Here is a 15,576-nt window from a genome sequence, read left to right as displayed (position 1 = left end):
GAACGCCCGTGAACCCGCACTGGCAGAAGTCGTCGTACTGCTCCGAAGGAGCTTCCTGCATACACATAGCCGCCACCCCCACCGCCATCCACCTCACCGAATCCGCCGACCCCACCGGCGCGATACTCACCACCACCCGCGCCGCCTTCGGCACCCTCCTCACCACCCTCAAACGGCAACCCGCCCCCGGCGGCCACGACGAGCCCACCCCCGTCTACATCCGCTCCGCAACCACCGTCGTCACCACCGACCGCCGCAAGTGGCGCGCATTCGTACTCGGGGTCCAGGCAGGCGAGTTCGACCACTTCGCGACAGAAGCGGACAGAACCTAGAGTCCATGGTCCGACCCGATCCAGTGCCGCAATGACCCGACGCGTACGTACACTCCGACATCTTCGATACGGCAACTCGGCCCCCAGCTCACCAGCCCCACCACCGCCGCACGGGCGCCGACGGCGAGGACCGGACTGCCCGAGTCTCCAGCACCCGCCGCCGTCCTGCTGTGGGGCGACGAGCCACCGCGATCGGGCTCTTCACATGTTCATTACAAGCGCTTACTTTCGACACAACCGGCGTCTTTGTCGAGGGTTTGCCAATGCCTGGAGCCGTACGCCACCCGCCCGGAGCACCGGCCCGCGCGTCTCACGGCGAGGGCGACTCCACGGCTGTGGAATGCGCTTTCGGCGCTCACCGGCGCTCAGAACGTCGTCGTCATCCCGCCGTCCACCGCGATCGTCTGCCCTGTGATGAAGGACGCCGCGTCGCTCGCCAGGAAGACGACGATGCCCGCGATCTCCGGCGGGCGCCCCCACCGCCCCAGCGCCGTCCGGGTCCGCAGCCACCTGCCCCACTCCGGGTCCTCGGCCAGCTCCGCGTTGACCTCCGTGGCGAAGGTGCCCGGGGCCACCGAGTTGACCGTCGTGCCGCTGGGGCCCAGGTCGGCCGCCAGCGCCCGGGTCAGGCCGTCGAGGCCCGCCTTCGCCGTGGCGTAGGCGACATCGCCGATGCGGCCGAGCTGGCCGACGACGGACGAGACGTTGATGATGCGGCCCGGCGTGCCCCGCGCGGCCAGCCCCCGGGCGACCGTCTGGCTCAGCGCGTACGCCGACGTCAGGTGGACGTCGAGCAGCGCGGACAGCTCGTCCGGGGTCATCTCCTCGACGCCCCTGCGGTCGCGGTGGCCCACGTTGTTGACAAGGATGTCGATCGCGCCGAGGGCGGTCACCGCCGCCTCGGCCGCCTCACGGTCGGTGACGTCGAAGGCGGCGCCCGTCACGTCCAGGCCGTCGTCCTCACGCAGGCCCGCCGCCACCGCCTCCAGCGTCGCCGCGTCCCGGCCGTTGAGGACCACCCGCGCGCCGGCGCCCGCCAGCCCCCGCGCCATCTCCAGGCCCAGCCCCCGCGCGGAGCCGGTCACCAGGGCCGTACGCCCGCCGAGCGTGAAGTCCACGGCGCCGCCGCTCATCCGGCCACCTCCCGGAGAACCGTCGTATCCGTTGTATCCGTCGTGTGCGCATCACCGTATCCGGGTGCCGCGGCGGGTCCGCCGGGCGTCCAGTAACTGGGCGGTCACCAGCCACGACGTCCACGCGACCGCGACGCACACTCGACCCCGACGATCACACGGCCCCCACCCCGAGTTCCCACGTCACCCCGGTCATCTCCTCCGACAGCGTCCACAGCCTGCGGGCCGCCGCCGGGTCGCTCGCCGCCGCGCTGCGGCCGACCAGGGCCGGTGCTCCCCGCATCTCGCCCAGGCCGTCCGGGCCGACATAGCTCGCGCCCGGCAGGTCCTGGGTCGCCGCGTACAGCGTGGGCAGGGTGCCCGCGCGGTCGTCCTGGGCGACCAGGCGGTTGCCGAGCCGCATGCCGAGGCGGGCCACCGGGTTGGCGTGGTGGCTCTGCAGGTTTGTGGCCGCGTAGCCGGGGTGGGCGGCGAGGGCGCGGACGGAGGAGCCTGCCTCCGTCAGGCGGCGCTGTAGTTCCAGGACGAAGAGCAGGTTCGCCAGCTTGGACTGGGCGTAGGCGCGGGTCGGGTTGTAGTTGCCCTCCAGGTTCACGTCGTCGAAGTGGATCACTCCGTCGCCGCCCCGGTGCAGCCCCGAGGAGACCGTCACCACGCGGTCCGTGATGTGCGGCAGCAGCAGGTTCGTCAGCGCGAAGTGGCCCAGGTGGTTGGTGCCGAACTGCATCTCGAAGCCGTCCTTGGTGCGCAGCTCCGGGAGCATCATCACGCCCGCGTTGTTGATCAGGAGGTCCAGCGGGCGGTCCCAGCCCGCGGCGAACTCCCGCACCGAGGACAGGTCGGCCAGGTCCAGGCGGCGGACCTCGGTGCTGCCGTTCACCCTGGCCGCGGCCGCCCGCCCGCGCTCCGGGTCCCGTACCGCGAACACCACATGCGCGCCCGCCCGGGCCAGCGCGTCCGCGGCCGTGAAGCCGAGGCCGCTGTTGGCGCCGGTGACCACGGCCGTACGGCCGGAGAGAGCGGGAAGGTCGGACACGTTCCATTTGCGATTCTTCTCAGCCATGGCGCCAATGTAGGCGTCGACAACAATGCTGTCAACGACAACATCGGGTTACGATGGCGCCCATGTCGCAAAGCCGCCCCTACCACCACGGAGACCTGCGCGCCGCCCTGCTCGCCGGCGCCGAGCGCACCCTGCGCGAGAAGGGCAGCGCCGCCCTGTCCCTGCGCGAACTGGCCCGCGACACCGGGGTGAGCCACGCCGCCCCCGGCCGGCACTTCAAGGACAAGCAGGCTCTGCTGGACGCGCTCGCCCTCAGCGGGTTCGAGCGCATGAACCAGGCCCTGGACTCGGCGGACCTCCCGGACGCCGCCCTCGAACCGCGCATCACCGCACTCGCCCGCGCCTACGTCACCTTCACCGTCGACAACCCCGAGCTGCTGGAGCTGATGTACTCCCGCAAGCACGACCCGGACATCGACACCGAACTGGCCGCTGCCGCCGAGCACTCCCTGGGCTGTTTCGTCCAGCTGGTCGCCGACGCCCAGCGGCGCGGCGAGATCGTCCAGGGCGACCCGGAGGCCGTCACCCTCGCGGCCGCGGCCGGCATCCACGGCCTGGCCGCACTGGCCGCCAACGGCAGTCTGCGGCCGGAGGCCGTCCTGGCCGGCCTGGAGCAGCACATCCACCTCCTCCTGCACGGCCTCAAGCCCCGCTGACCCCACTCCACTTGGGGGCTCCCGGCGGCTCGGTACGCCCCGATCAACGCGCATTGAGTCCCGCCCCGGACGGGCTTCAGGTCAACCGGACCCCAACTTCCGGCCATCCGCCCCCCAATGATCAGTAAGCCCATCCCGCCCTTCAGTAACGCGGAAGTCAGGATTCCGAAATCGACCTTGTTGTCGCGTACTCAACAAGGGGATGGTCGTCGCGGGCCGCCGCCCCCACCGGCAACCACCGGTGGTCCCCCACCCGCAGGCCTCTGTCCCAACCTCTCCCAGGAGGCTGTACGTTGCGTACGCCCACCCCCAACTCCCCCCACATACGCGGTAGATGGCGCCAGCTCGGTTCGGCAGCCGCCGCCACCGCCGCGCTCCTCGTGGCCGGCTTCGGCACCGCGGCCCACGCCAGCGCGGCGACAGCGACCACCGCGACCACCGCGACCCACAAGGTCAGCACCAAGGCCATCGCCGCCCAGGTCGCCAAGGCCCACGTCCAGTACGAGAAGGCCGGCTGCGGCGCCACCCCGAAGAAGGGCTACGCCGCCTGCAACGCCCTGCGGGTCACCGGCGGCACCACCGCCTTCATGGAGAAGCAGGCCGCCCTCAAGGGCATCGCGCCGAAGACCGTCAAGCCGAACGCCGCCTCCGACTCCCCCACCGGCTACGGCCCGAGCGACATCCAGTCCGCCTACGGCCTGACGGACGCCGCCGCCTCCAACGGCTCGGGCGAGACCGTCGCCATCGTCGACGCGTACGACGACCCGAACGCCGAGGCGGACCTGGCCACCTACCGGTCGTACTACGGCCTGTCCGACTGCACGACCGACAACGGCTGCTTCAAGAAGGTCTCCCAGACCGGCTCCACCACCTCGCTCCCCTCCGCCGACAGCGGCTGGGCCGGCGAGGAGTCGCTCGACCTCGACATGGTCAGCGCCACCTGCCCGAACTGCAACATCCTCCTGGTCGAGGCGAAGTCGGCCTCCGACGCCAACCTGGGCACCGCGGTGAACGAGGCCGTCAAGCTGGGCGCCAAGTTCGTGTCGAACAGCTACGGCGGCTCCGAGTCGTCGTCGGACACGTCGTACGACACCTCGTACTACAAGCACGCGGGCGTGGCCATCACCGCGAGCGCCGGTGACGAGGGCTACGGCGCCGAGTACCCGGCCGCCTCCCGGTACGTGACCGCCGTCGGCGGCACCGCCCTCAAGACCTCCTCCAACAGCCGCGGCTGGACCGAGTCGGTCTGGAAGACCAGCTCCACCGAGGGCACCGGCTCCGGCTGCTCCGCCTACGACGCCAAGCCCACCTGGCAGACCGACACCAGCTGCTCGAAGCGCATGATCGCCGACGTCTCCGCGGTCGCCGACCCGGCCACCGGCGTCTCCGTCTACGACAGCTACGGCTCCGACGGCACCGGCTGGAACACCTACGGCGGCACCAGCGCCTCCTCGCCGCTCATCGCCTCGGTCTACGCCCTGGCCGGCACCCCGGGCAGCAGCGACTACCCGGCCGAGTACCCCTACGCGGCGGCCGGCACCTCCGCCCTCAACGACGTGACGAGCGGCAACAACGGCACCTGCTCCACCTCGTACTACTGCACCGCCAAGTCGGGCTACGACGGCCCGACCGGCTGGGGCACCCCCGAGGGGACCGACGCCTTCACCGGCTGAGCCCTTCACAGATTGACCTCCCCGTCGGGTCACGGGGAGCCGCCACCGTAAGGGGGACGTGGGGTCCCCTCGGCGGCAGGGAAAGAGAGACGGGCCACGGCAGCCGGCCGTGGCCCGTTTTCCATGTCCCCGGTTTTTCATGTCCTGGGCAACTCCCGTGAACCTCCTGTGAGTTGAGTCAAGCACCCGTCACCCGCAAGACAACGGACGGCCATCGAAGGGTCACGCGAAGGCCCCGTTCGGCAATGCGGAAGTCAGGATTCCAGCAGCCTCTTGTTGTCACGTACTCAACAAAGGATTCTCTTCGCGGGCCGCCGCCCTGCCGCCGGGGAACCCGTACCGACGGCAAACGCACCAGATCGCACCCGCACCGCCCCTGTTCCAACCCCAGTTCCGGAACTCAGGAGGCTGCACGTATGCGTTCCACTCCCCCCAACAGACCGTCCGCACACGGTGGCTGGCGCCGCATCGGCGCCGCCGCAGTGGCCACGGCCGCGCTGGTCTTCACCGGCCTCGGCACCGCCGCCCAGGCCGACGCGGCACCCACCGCGTCCAGCAAGGTGACCTACGTCTCGACCCCCTGTGCCACCCCCAAGCACACGGGTGACCTCACCTGCAAGTCCTACCGCGTCACCGGCGGTCTCACCGCCTACCAGAAGCAGCAGGCAGCGAAGACCGGCATCACCCCCAAGGCCGCCGACGCGTCCACCCCCTCCGGCTACAGCCCGACCAACCTCCGGTCGGCCTACGGCCTGACCTCGGCCGCCGCCTCCAACGGCTCGGGCGAGACGATCGCGATCGTCGACGCGTACAACGACCCGAACGCCGAGGCCGACCTCGCCACCTACCGGTCGTACTACGGCCTGTCGGCCTGCACGACGGCCAACGGCTGCTTCAAGAAGGTCAGCCAGACCGGCTCGACGACCTCGCTGCCCTCCTCCGACGCCGGCTGGTCCGAGGAGATCTCCCTCGACCTCGACATGGCCTCCGCGATCTGCCCGCTGTGCAACATCACGCTCGTCGAGGCCACCAGCGCCAGCTACGCCAACCTCGGCACCGCGGAGAACGAGGCCGTCGCCCTCGGCGCCAAGTTCGTCTCCAACAGCTACGGCGGCTCCGAGTCCTCCTCCCAGACCACGTACGACACCTCGTACTACAACCACGCCGGTGTCGCCATCACCGTCTCCTCCGGTGACAGCGCCTACGGCGCCGAGTACCCGGCGACCTCCCGGTACGTCACCGCGGTCGGCGGCACCAAGCTGTCCACCTCCTCCACCACCCGCGGCTGGACCGAGACCGTCTGGAAGACGTCCAGCACCGAGGGCACCGGCTCCGGCTGCTCCTCCTACGACGCCAAGCCCAGCTGGCAGACCGACACCGGCTGCACCAAGCGCATGGAGTCCGACGTCTCCGCGGTCGCCGACCCGGCCACCGGCGTCTCCGTCTACGACTCCTACGGCGTCACCGCCGGCTGGTACACCTTCGGCGGCACCAGCGTCTCCGCGCCGATCATCGCCGGCGTCTACGCCCTCGCCGGCACCCCGGCCAGCGGCACCTACCCCGCCCAGTACCCGTACGACTACGCGGGCACCTCGTCCCTCAACGACGTGACGAGCGGCAACAACGGCACCTGCTCCACCTCGTACTTCTGCACCGCGGCCACCGGCTACGACGGCCCGACCGGCTGGGGCACCCCCGAGGGCATCACCGCCTTCGCCAACTAGTACCGGCATCTCCCCCTGACGGGTCGCGGCAACCAGCCGCGACCCGTTCGTCATGAGAACATCAAGACGGTGGCTTTCACCCGACTGGCCGTCAAAAACCCCGCCAGGTCGTAAAAGGGGTCAACGACGGAACCACACGACAGGTTCCGCCCAGGCCTCATTGCCCGGCGTGACCTGCCGTGATACACAGAGTGACCGTACGATCCCTTCGTACGAAACCCGCCAATCAATGACGTCAAGTCGACATACTCCGGCGACGTTGTCGGCGAGAATGATGCGTGACCTCTGCACCCGGCAGGGGCGGACAGAACTACCCACCAGGGGCGGTGACTTACATGTTCCTTGCAGCCGACAAGGGTGACATCAACACCATCATCGGCGGAATCGCTCCGGACTGGGGCCCCTTCGGCAGCCTGGGCAACGAAGCGAAGACGATGATCCAGGTGGTCATGGCCGTCGCCATCCTGCTCTGCCTCGGCATCGCCGTCTGGGGCGCCGCCAAACAGCGCATCGGCGCCACGGCCCTCCGCGACACCTTCAGTGCCGAACAGGGCAAGGGCCTCATCATCGCCGGACTCACCGGAGTCTTCATCATCGGCTCACTCGGCACCCTGTTCACCATCGTGTACGGCATGGCCGTCTAGCCAATCTGCACCTCCCTCTCCCCCGCTCCGAGGTTGCGTTTCCCTGATGTCGAGTCACCACACCGCGCCCGCGCGGGAACCAGCACGGCTACCGTCGTACTGCTACGCGTTCCGGTACGACGTGGAGGGGGAGTACCCGGCATGAGCCTCGGAGACGAGCCCGGCTACCCGGAAACCGGCCACACCCGCACCCGCCTCCCCGACGACCCCTACGGCGGCGCCCGCCGCAGCGGCCGCTCCTCCTCCCGGAGCCTGGTCACGGTCGTCGGCGTGGTCGTCCTCCTGATCGCGGCGATCGCCTTCGCGAACAGAGGCGACGGCAACGGCTCGTCGACGACGGCCAACACGGGCGGCAGCGGCAGCGGAACCCAGCCGACGACCTCGTCGACGGCGGCGAGCGGCACGAAACCCGTGGAGACGAAGAGCGGGGGCATCCCGAGCGGGTTCGCGCACAACGCGCAGGGGGCGCAGAGCGCGGCGGCCAACTACGCGGTGACGCTGGGCTCGACGGGCATGTACAACAAGGTCGACCGGCACCGCATCGTCAGCAGCCTCTACACGTCGGCCGCGGCGACCAGACTCCAGGGCACCATGGACACGGCCTACTCGACGGGCTTCCTCGGCAAACTGGGCCTCGACGCCAACGGCAACGCGCCGAAGGGCAGCACCTTCGTGTCCCGCACGGTCCCGGTGGGCACCGAGGTCCAGCAGTACAGCGACAGCACGGCCAAGGTCTCCGTCTGGTACATGGGGCTCATCGGCATGTCGGGCGCCTCCTCGACCAACCCCGTGACCACCACCTGGAAGACCTGGACCTTCGGCCTCCAGTGGGACGGCAGCGACTGGAAGGTCGGCTCGGACACCCAGACGGACGGACCAGCGCCAGTTCCCGGTGACGACCAAGCCGCCACCTCCGATGCCATCAGCAAGGCCGTCGAGCAGTACGGAGGGTTCACTTATGCCAGGTAACCCGCGTCGTGCCCTCGGGCTCGCCGGCGTGCTGACCGCCGTACAGACAACCGCCGTACTGCTGGCCACCCGTGCCGCTGCGGCGCCGTCGCCCTCGGCCAGCCCCTCGGCCTCGCCCTCACCCAGCGCATCGCCGAGCAGCGACTACTGCGCCGGGATCACCGGCCCCACCAAGCAACTCTGCGAGAGCGGCTCCGGCGGCAGCAGCGGCGGCAGCTCCACCGACCCCCTCACCTCCACCCTCGACCCGCTCTCCTCCCTCGCCCAGGGCTGCGCCAAGGCCGCCTCCTGGACCGTCGGCAAGCTCAGTGACGCCGTCAAGGAGACCGCCAACGTCGACTTCACCAACGAGAAGTTCCTCCAGCAGTACGCCGTCGTCTTCGCCGCCTCGACGATCCTGACCCTCCTGCTCTGGCTGCTGGCCGTGGCCAAGCGCGCGGTGCGAGGCGTCCCCCTCACCACCGCCATCTCCGAAGCCATCGGGTTCCTCTGGCTCACCGTCCTGGCCTCCGCCTTCACCCCCCTGATCCTCTACACGGTCGTCTCGGCGACCGACGGCGTCACCGACGTCCTCGCCAAGACCACCGGCGACCAGACAGACACGTTCTTCGGCACCTTCTCCACCGCCCTCAGCAAGGGCGACGACATCGGCGGCGGCCCGATCATGCTGATCGTCGCCTCCCTGGTCAGCATCCTCGCCGCCGGCGTCCTCTGGCTGGAGCTCGTCATCAGGGCCGCCCTGCTCTACGTCGGCGCCCTCCTCGGCACCGTCGTCTACGCCGGCCTCGTCGACAAGAACCTCTGGGGCCACGTCCGCCGCTGGGCCGGCATCATGATCGCCGTCATCCTCGTCAAACCGGTCATCGTGATCGTGCTCGGCCTCGCCGGCGCCCTGTCCTCCGACGGCGGCCCCGACGCCTTCTCCGCCGTCGTCTCCGGCCTCGCCATCATCCTGCTCGCCATCTTCGCCAGCGCGATGATCTACCGATTCGTCCCCGGCTTCGGCGACGAGATCGCCAACGGCCGCAACAACCGCATCATGCAGGGCGCCGAAGGCAAGGCCGCCGCCGTCATCAGCAGCCCCGCCAACCTCGTCGCCCAGGGCATCAGAACGCACAGCGCCCGCGCCGACAACAACGGCGGAGGGGGCGGCGGTTCCGGCTCCTCCGGTGCCCGCCCGTCCAACCCCGTCTCGGGCGGCGTCGCCGCGCACAGCACGCGCACCCCGAACGGTGGTGGCGGCGGAACTGTCCCCTCCGCCGCACCCGCACCCCGCGCGCCCAGCCCGGCGAACACCCCGCACGCCAGCAATACCCGCAACAACAGCTCGGGAGGTGAAGGGCGTTGACGACAGAGTCCCACCTGTCCCATCCGATCACGCCCCGCCGTACGTATCTCATCGGCCGCGCCCGGCCGAACGCGATCATCGGCAGGAACCGTGAGACCGGCGAGATCGCGCTGATCATCGCGGGCGCATTCCTCGGCATGATGTGCGGGCTCCTCGTCCCGGTCCTCTCCCTGCGGATCGTCCTGCTGATGGGCTTCCCGCTGATCGCACTGGCCGCGGTCTACGTGCCGTACAAGCGCCGGACCTTCTACAAGTGGTTCGAGATCAACCGCAGTTACAAGCGGAGCCTGCGCCAGGGCACGGTCTACCGGTCCACCGCGTCCGAGGCGGGTACGCGGATCGACGGCCGTGAGGTCGAGGTCGGCCCGCCGCCCGGCATCGGACGCATCAGCTGGCTCGCCGCGCCCTTCGGCCCCGACGAGATCGCCGTACTCCTGCACGCGGACCGCAAGACGGTCACCGCCGCCATCGAGATCGAGGGCCCCGGCGTCGGCCTGCGCGACTCCGAGGACCAGGAAGCCCTCGTCGACCGCTTCGGCACCCTCCTCAAGCACGTGGCGAACGGCGACGGCTTCGTCACCCGCCTCCAGATGCTCGCCCGCACCCTCCCCGCCGACCCCGACGCCCACGCCAAGGACGTCGCCCAGCGCGGCGCCGAGAAGGCCCCGGACTGGCTGTCCCGCTCCTACGACCAGCTCCAGTCCATGGTCTCCACCAGCAGCGAGCAGCACCGCGCGTACCTCGTCGCCTGCATGCACTACTCCCGCGAACTGGCCGCGGAAGCACAGGCGATGGCCCGCGCGGCCCGCCCCCGGTCCGGCCGCAAGCTGGACCGCGACGCCGGTCTCGCGGTCGTCATGGCCCGCGAACTGACGGACATCTGCTCGCGCCTCCAGGAGGCGGACATCCGCGTCCGCCAGCCCCTCGGCCAGGGCCGCCTCGCGTCGTTGATCCACTCCATGTACGACCCGGACCACCCCATCGACCACATCCAGGCGATGACCCAGCGCAACGCCTGGCCGGCCGAACTCGACGCCATGGAGCCCACGTTCCTCCAGGCCAAGACCCGTGAGTCCAGCACCCGCGAACCCTGGTGCCACGCCACGGCCTGGGTGAAGGAGTGGCCCATGACCCCGGTCGGCGTCAACTTCCTGGCGCCCCTCCTCGTCCACACCCCGGACGTCATCCGCACGGTCGCCGTGACCATGGACCTCGAACCCACCGAGGTCGCCATCGAGCGCATGCTGACCGAGAAGACCAACGACGAGGCGGAGGCGTCCCGCGCCGCCAAGATGAACCGGACCGTCGACCCCCGCGACATCGCCGCCCACAACCGCCTCGACCAGCGCGGCGAGGACCTGGCCAGCGGCGCGGCCGGCGTCAACCTGGTCGGCTACATCACCGTCTCCTCCCGTACCCCGGAGGCCCTCAACCGCGACAAGCGGACGATAAGGGCATCGGCCGGAAAGTCGTACCTGAAGCTGGAGTGGTGCGACCGCGAGCACCACCGGGCCTTCGTGAACACACTTCCCTTCGCCACCGGAATCCGAAGGTAGAGGCTGATGCGCTGATGAGGGACCCGCTGTCCGTCCTCACCGAAGCCTTCACGTCCTTCCTCTTCGGGAAGGTCGAGACGACCCGCTCGCCCGTCCGCACCTCCACCGGCCAGGCCCAGGCGGTCTACCTCCCCACGGCCGCGCCCGGCCTCGGCGACTCGGGCGTCATCATCGGCCGCGAGGTGTACTCCGGCAAGGGCTACATCTACGACCCCTTCCAGCTCTACGGCCAGCAACTCCCCGCCCCGCACTGGCTGGTCCTCGGCGAGTCCGGCAACGGCAAGTCGGCCCTGGAGAAGACCTACGTCCTGCGGCAACTGCGCTTCCGCGACCGCCAGGTCGTCGTCCTGGACGCCCAGGGCGAGGACGGCGTCGGCGAGTGGAACCTCATCGCGGAAGAGCTGGGAATAACACCGATCCGGCTCGACCCGATGGCGGCCCTGGACCACGGCATCCGCCTCAACCCCCTGGACCCGTCGATCACCACGACGGGCCAGCTGGCGCTCCTGAGGACCATCATCGAGGTCGCGATGGGCCACGGCCTCGACGAACGCTCCGGCTTCGCCCTCAAGGTCGCCCACTCGTACGTCAACGAGACGATCCTCGACCGCCAGCCGGTCCTGACCGACATCGTCGAGCAGCTACGGCACCCCGAACCGGAGTCGGCCGAGGCGATGAACGTCGCCATAGACGACGTACGGGCGTGGGGCCTGGACGTCGCCCTGGTCCTGGACCGCCTGGTCGACGGTGACCTGCGAGGCATGTTCGACGGCCCGACCACGGTCGGCATCGACCTCGACGCCCCGCTCATCGTCTTCGACCTCTCCCACATCGACCGCAACTCCATCGCCATGCCGATCCTGATGGCGATCGTCGGCGTGTGGCTGGAGCACACCTGGATCCGCCCGGACCGCAAGAAGCGCATCTTCCTGGTGGAAGAGGCCTGGCACATCATCGCCAGCCCGTTCGTGGCCCAGCTGTTCCAGCGCCTTCTGAAGTTCGGCCGGCGGCTCGGTCTGTCGTTCGTGGCGGTGGTGCACCACCTGTCCGACGTCGTGGACGGCGCGGCGGCGAAGGAGGCTTCGGCGATCCTGAAGATGGCGTCGACAAGGACGATCTACGCCCAGAAGGCGGACGAGGCGAGGGCGACGGGCCGGGTGCTCGGCCTGCCCCGCTGGGCGGTCGAGATCATCCCGACGCTCACCCCCGGTATCGCGGTCTGGGACGTCAACGGCAACGTCCAGGTGGTCAAACACCTGGTCACGGAGACAGAACGCCCGCTCGTCTTCACCGACCGCGCGATGACCGAGTCGTCCAGCGACGTACTGAACCCGGAGGACGCCCTCCTCGCCGCCGAGCTCGAGGCGGAACAGCGGGCGGCGGCCTTCGTGGAGCAGCATCTCGGCGACTCCGAGTCGACGGTGGCGTAGGGAGGACCGTTCGTGAGACCGGACCCTCGGCAGGAACGCGATCAGCAGGGCGGCGGGATCCCCGACGGCCTGCTGATCGGCATACTCGGGTTCCTGCTCGGCATCACGATCCTGGTGTGGACGGCGACGGGACTGGCGGCCTGGCTCGCCCAGGGCAGCTGGCCGTCGACGGTCAACCTCTCCCACACCCCGCTCGCGATGCGCCACCTCATCGGCTCCCCGCACGACATCACGGGCGCCTGGCCGGACACACCGGCGGCCCAGCTGTCGGGCTGGGGGCTGTTCTGGGGCCTGTTCATCGGCCAGCTGATGGTCCTGGTCGTCCTCACCGTGTTCGTGCTGGGAACGCTAGCCCGCTGGCGGGCCGGGAGGAGAAGACGGGCGGCGACGGCGAAGGGCAGACACACGGCCGCCGCGGCACCGGAGTCCCGCACCGAGCCGGAGACCCTCCAGGAGGCGACTCGCCCGATGGAGCCGACGGTGCCGACGATCCCGGCAGCGCCCACGGTCCCGGTCCCGGCGATCCCGGCGGCTGCCGCAGCCGACCCCCTTCTTGAGGACATCCGCCCCTCCCTCAACGGTGACCGGCCGGGCGCATGGACCAGAATCCACATCGCACCGCGGGAGAGCCGGCAGGCGACCGCGACCCAGGCCATCCAGGACGCGCTCGGCCCCGCCCTAGTCGTCACCTCGAACGCCGCCCTCTGGTCGGAGACGAAGGACGCCAGAGCCAAACTCGGCCCCGTCCTCCTCTACGACCCGAACCACCTCTGCGACACCCCCGCCCGCTTCCACTGGTCCCCCACGGCCCACTGCGAGGACAAGCACACCGCGATCCAGCGCGCCCAGGCCCTCCTCACCCCGGTCAAGCCGACCGCGAAGATCGACCAGACCGTCACGGACACCGCCGAGACCCTCCTCCGCAGCTACCTCCACGCCGCCGCCCTGGAGAACCGCACGATCCGCCACGTCCACCGCTGGGCACAGGGCACCGGAGTCCAGGACGCCGTACGGACCCTCCGCACCCACCCGAAGGCCGCCCCCGGCTCCGCCGGCGAGCTGGAAGCCGCCCTCACGTCCCACCCCGAACGCCGGGACATCGCCCAGGAGCTGACGGCCAGGGCGCTCGCCGCCCTCTTCACGGTCAACATCCGCGAGGCCTGCACACCCAACCGATCCGATGCCCTCGCCCTGGATTCCTTCATCGACGAAGGGGGCACGCTTTATGTGGTCGGTGAATCCATCGAGGACCCCAGGACCAACCCAGGCGCCATGCCCCTCCTGACGGCCCTCGCCTCCAGCGTGGTCGAGCGCGGCCGGCGCATGGCCGAACGGTCATCCTCCGGTCGGCTCGACCCACCACTGACCCTGGTCCTGGACGACGTGGCGGCCGTGGCCCCGCTCCCCCAGCTCCCCGACCTCCTGGCCGGCGGCACCGACCAGGGCCTGCCGGCGCTCGCCCTGCTCCGCTCCCACGAACAGGCCCGCTCCCGCTGGCCGCACCGGGAACTGCCCGCCTAGGCCGGCCACTCCCGAACGAACTCGACCTCGGTCTCGGCCTCGTCCTTGAAGAACGGCACGAGCACCCCGCTCGGCACGAACCCCGCCTTGCGGTACGCCCCCTGGGCCCGCGGGTTCTCCGCGTGCACCAGCAGCCTCACCCGCTCCGCGCCCCGCTCCCGCGCCCACTCCACACCGGCGTCGAACAACGCCTTGACCAGCCCGCTCCCCCGGTGCTCGGGCCGTACGAACACCCCCACGACATGCCCCTGCCGCCGCTCGACCGGGAACCCGGCCCAGTCCGTGATCCCGGCCTCCTCGATCAGCACGGTCACGGTCCCGGCCCACTCCCCGTCCGCGGCCACCGCGACGAACTGCCGTGCGTCACTCGGCTCCGCGGCCGAACGCCCGGCCCGCTCCTGGTAGAAGGAGTCCGGCCGCTCCAGGGCCTCGTCATAGGTCTCCAGGAACGCGATGTCCGCCACCGGGTCCCGCAACGCGACGAGCCGCAACCGCTTGACGGCCTCCCACTCGTCGGCCCGTATCGCGCGAATCACGTAATCACCGCTGGTCGTAGCACTCATGCGGTCACGCTAACCTCCACCAGCCACCGCGCTCACCTCGTTTACGACGCCTCGCCCACGATGCTCACGCCTGACCTGTTGTCAGTGCCCCGGTCTACGGTGGGCGTCATGACGACTCTTTCGAACCGTCCGAACACCGCACTGCTCGTCGTGGACGTGCAGAACGGCGTGGTGGACAGCTCCCACAACCGCGACGAGGTGATCGCGAACATCAACACCCTGCTCGCCAAGGCCCGTTCCGAGGCGGTCCCCGTGGTCTGGATCCAGCACTCCAGCGACGAGCTGAAGCCGGACAGCGCCCCCTGGCAGTACGTCCCGGAGCTCATCCGCGAAGCCACCGAGCCCCTCATCCACAAGCGCTACGGAGACTCCTTCGAGGACACCGACCTGGAGTCGGTGCTGGCCGAGCACGGCGTGGGCCGCGTGGTCGTCACCGGCGCCCAGACCGACGCCTGCATCCGCTCCACCCTGCACGGCGCGATCGTCCGCGGCTACGACGCGACGCTGGTAGGCGACGCCCACACCACGGAGGACCTCACCGAGTACGGCGCGCCGGCCCCCGAAAAGGTCATCTCGCACACGAACCTCTACTGGAGCTGGCAGGAGGCCCCCGGCCGAAAGGGCGGAACGGTAAGCACAGTGGACGTGACGTTCTAAAACGCAGAAAGGCCCACGCCATGACGGCGTGGGCCTTTCCCAATATTTGTTCGGCGGTGTCCTACTCTCCCACAGGGTCCCCCCTGCAGTACCATCGGCGCTGTAAGGCTTAGCTTCCGGGTTCGGAATGTAACCGGGCGTTTCCCTCACGCTATGACCACCGAAACACTATGAAACTGTCGAACCTATGCCACACCACGCTCTGTGAAACGTGGGGCTGTTCGTGGTTTCAGAACCAACACAGTGGACGCGAGCAACTGAGGACAAGCCCTCGGCCTATTAGTACCGGTCACCTCCACCCATTACT

14 protein-coding genes, 1 rRNA gene and 1 pseudogene are annotated in these 15,576 nt (G+C 69.9%); 11 read left to right on the top strand and 5 right to left on the bottom strand.

Annotated features, from left to right (window positions below; translation table 11 throughout):
- The first annotated feature begins 8 nt into the window (after nucleotides 1-8).
- Nucleotides 9-332, top strand: a complete 324-nt coding sequence (locus tag ACFWPS_RS03495) for a DUF397 domain-containing protein (RefSeq protein ID WP_383700469.1) — start codon at nucleotides 9-11, stop codon at nucleotides 330-332.
- Here the strand turns inward: ACFWPS_RS03495 and ACFWPS_RS03490 are convergent.
- The 3 genes and pseudogenes from ACFWPS_RS03490 to ACFWPS_RS03480 form a co-directional block, all read right to left on the bottom strand.
- A pseudogene (locus ACFWPS_RS03490) lies at nucleotides 329-484 on the bottom strand (trypsin-like serine protease); the annotation flags it as partial. The gene ACFWPS_RS03495 and the pseudogene ACFWPS_RS03490 overlap by 4 nt on opposite strands.
- 213 nt (nucleotides 485-697) lie before the next feature.
- Nucleotides 698-1,465 carry an SDR family oxidoreductase gene (locus ACFWPS_RS03485; RefSeq protein WP_383700467.1) on the bottom strand — a complete coding sequence of 256 codons (768 nt, stop codon included), beginning with the start codon at nucleotides 1,463-1,465 and terminating at the stop codon, nucleotides 698-700.
- Between the two features lie 154 nt (nucleotides 1,466-1,619).
- The gene (locus ACFWPS_RS03480; RefSeq protein ID WP_383700465.1) at nucleotides 1,620-2,528 is read right to left on the bottom strand and encodes an oxidoreductase; all 909 of its coding nucleotides are present in this window, start codon (nucleotides 2,526-2,528) and stop codon (nucleotides 1,620-1,622) included.
- Nucleotides 2,529-2,581: 53 nt separating this feature from the next.
- Between ACFWPS_RS03480 and ACFWPS_RS03475 the strand changes: the two genes are divergently transcribed.
- The 9 genes from ACFWPS_RS03475 (at nucleotide 2,582) to ACFWPS_RS03435 (ending at nucleotide 14,049) form a co-directional block, all read left to right on the top strand.
- Entirely contained in the window at nucleotides 2,582-3,184 is a 603-nt protein-coding gene (locus tag ACFWPS_RS03475) for a TetR/AcrR family transcriptional regulator (protein WP_383700463.1), read from the top strand.
- Between the two features lie 293 nt (nucleotides 3,185-3,477).
- Nucleotides 3,478-4,857, top strand: coding sequence for a peptidase S8 (locus ACFWPS_RS03470; RefSeq protein WP_383700461.1), 1,380 nt, complete (start codon nucleotides 3,478-3,480; stop codon nucleotides 4,855-4,857).
- A gap of 416 nt (nucleotides 4,858-5,273) precedes the next feature.
- Nucleotides 5,274-6,581: a peptidase S8 gene (locus tag ACFWPS_RS03465; protein ID WP_383700460.1), complete on the top strand. Its 1,308-nt coding sequence runs from the start codon at nucleotides 5,274-5,276 to the stop codon at nucleotides 6,579-6,581.
- Between the two features lie 335 nt (nucleotides 6,582-6,916).
- A complete protein-coding gene (locus ACFWPS_RS03460; RefSeq protein WP_089101683.1) occupies nucleotides 6,917-7,225 on the top strand; it encodes a hypothetical protein in 309 nt (102 codons plus the stop codon).
- Between the two features lie 141 nt (nucleotides 7,226-7,366).
- Nucleotides 7,367-8,194, top strand: a complete 828-nt coding sequence (locus tag ACFWPS_RS03455; protein ID WP_383700458.1) for a hypothetical protein — start codon at nucleotides 7,367-7,369, stop codon at nucleotides 8,192-8,194.
- Nucleotides 8,184-9,542: a hypothetical protein gene (locus tag ACFWPS_RS03450; protein WP_383700456.1), complete on the top strand. Its 1,359-nt coding sequence runs from the start codon at nucleotides 8,184-8,186 to the stop codon at nucleotides 9,540-9,542. The genes ACFWPS_RS03455 and ACFWPS_RS03450 overlap by 11 nt, the downstream gene beginning before the upstream one ends.
- Entirely contained in the window at nucleotides 9,539-11,098 is a 1,560-nt protein-coding gene (locus tag ACFWPS_RS03445; protein WP_383700454.1) for an SCO6880 family protein, read from the top strand. The genes ACFWPS_RS03450 and ACFWPS_RS03445 overlap by 4 nt, the downstream gene beginning before the upstream one ends.
- 14 nt (nucleotides 11,099-11,112) lie before the next feature.
- Nucleotides 11,113-12,528 carry an ATP-binding protein gene (locus ACFWPS_RS03440; protein WP_383700452.1) on the top strand — a complete coding sequence of 472 codons (1,416 nt, stop codon included), beginning with the start codon at nucleotides 11,113-11,115 and terminating at the stop codon, nucleotides 12,526-12,528.
- Nucleotides 12,529-12,540: 12 nt separating this feature from the next.
- A complete protein-coding gene (locus ACFWPS_RS03435) occupies nucleotides 12,541-14,049 on the top strand; it encodes a type IV secretory system conjugative DNA transfer family protein (RefSeq protein WP_383700450.1) in 1,509 nt (502 codons plus the stop codon).
- On the opposite strand, the gene ACFWPS_RS03430 is transcribed toward ACFWPS_RS03435, so the two are convergent.
- Entirely contained in the window at nucleotides 14,046-14,612 is a 567-nt protein-coding gene (locus ACFWPS_RS03430) for a GNAT family N-acetyltransferase (protein WP_383700448.1), read from the bottom strand. The two genes, ACFWPS_RS03435 and ACFWPS_RS03430, sit on opposite strands and share 4 nt — an antisense overlap.
- 108 nt (nucleotides 14,613-14,720) lie before the next feature.
- On the opposite strand from ACFWPS_RS03430, the gene ACFWPS_RS03425 reads away from it, so the two are divergent.
- A complete protein-coding gene (locus ACFWPS_RS03425; protein WP_383700445.1) occupies nucleotides 14,721-15,269 on the top strand; it encodes an isochorismatase family protein in 549 nt (182 codons plus the stop codon).
- Between the two features lie 48 nt (nucleotides 15,270-15,317).
- Here the strand turns inward: ACFWPS_RS03425 and rrf are convergent.
- Nucleotides 15,318-15,434, bottom strand: a 5S ribosomal RNA gene (rrf, locus tag ACFWPS_RS03420).
- Between the last annotated feature and the right edge of the window lie 142 nt (nucleotides 15,435-15,576).

The sequence above is a fragment of the Streptomyces sp. NPDC058457 genome (assembly GCF_042720695.1).
In the GTDB taxonomy this organism is placed as follows: Bacteria; Actinomycetota; Actinomycetes; order Streptomycetales; family Streptomycetaceae; genus Streptomyces.
The sequence above is the reverse complement of the archived record's forward strand: the minus strand, read 5'-3'. Positions and strand labels throughout refer to the sequence as shown.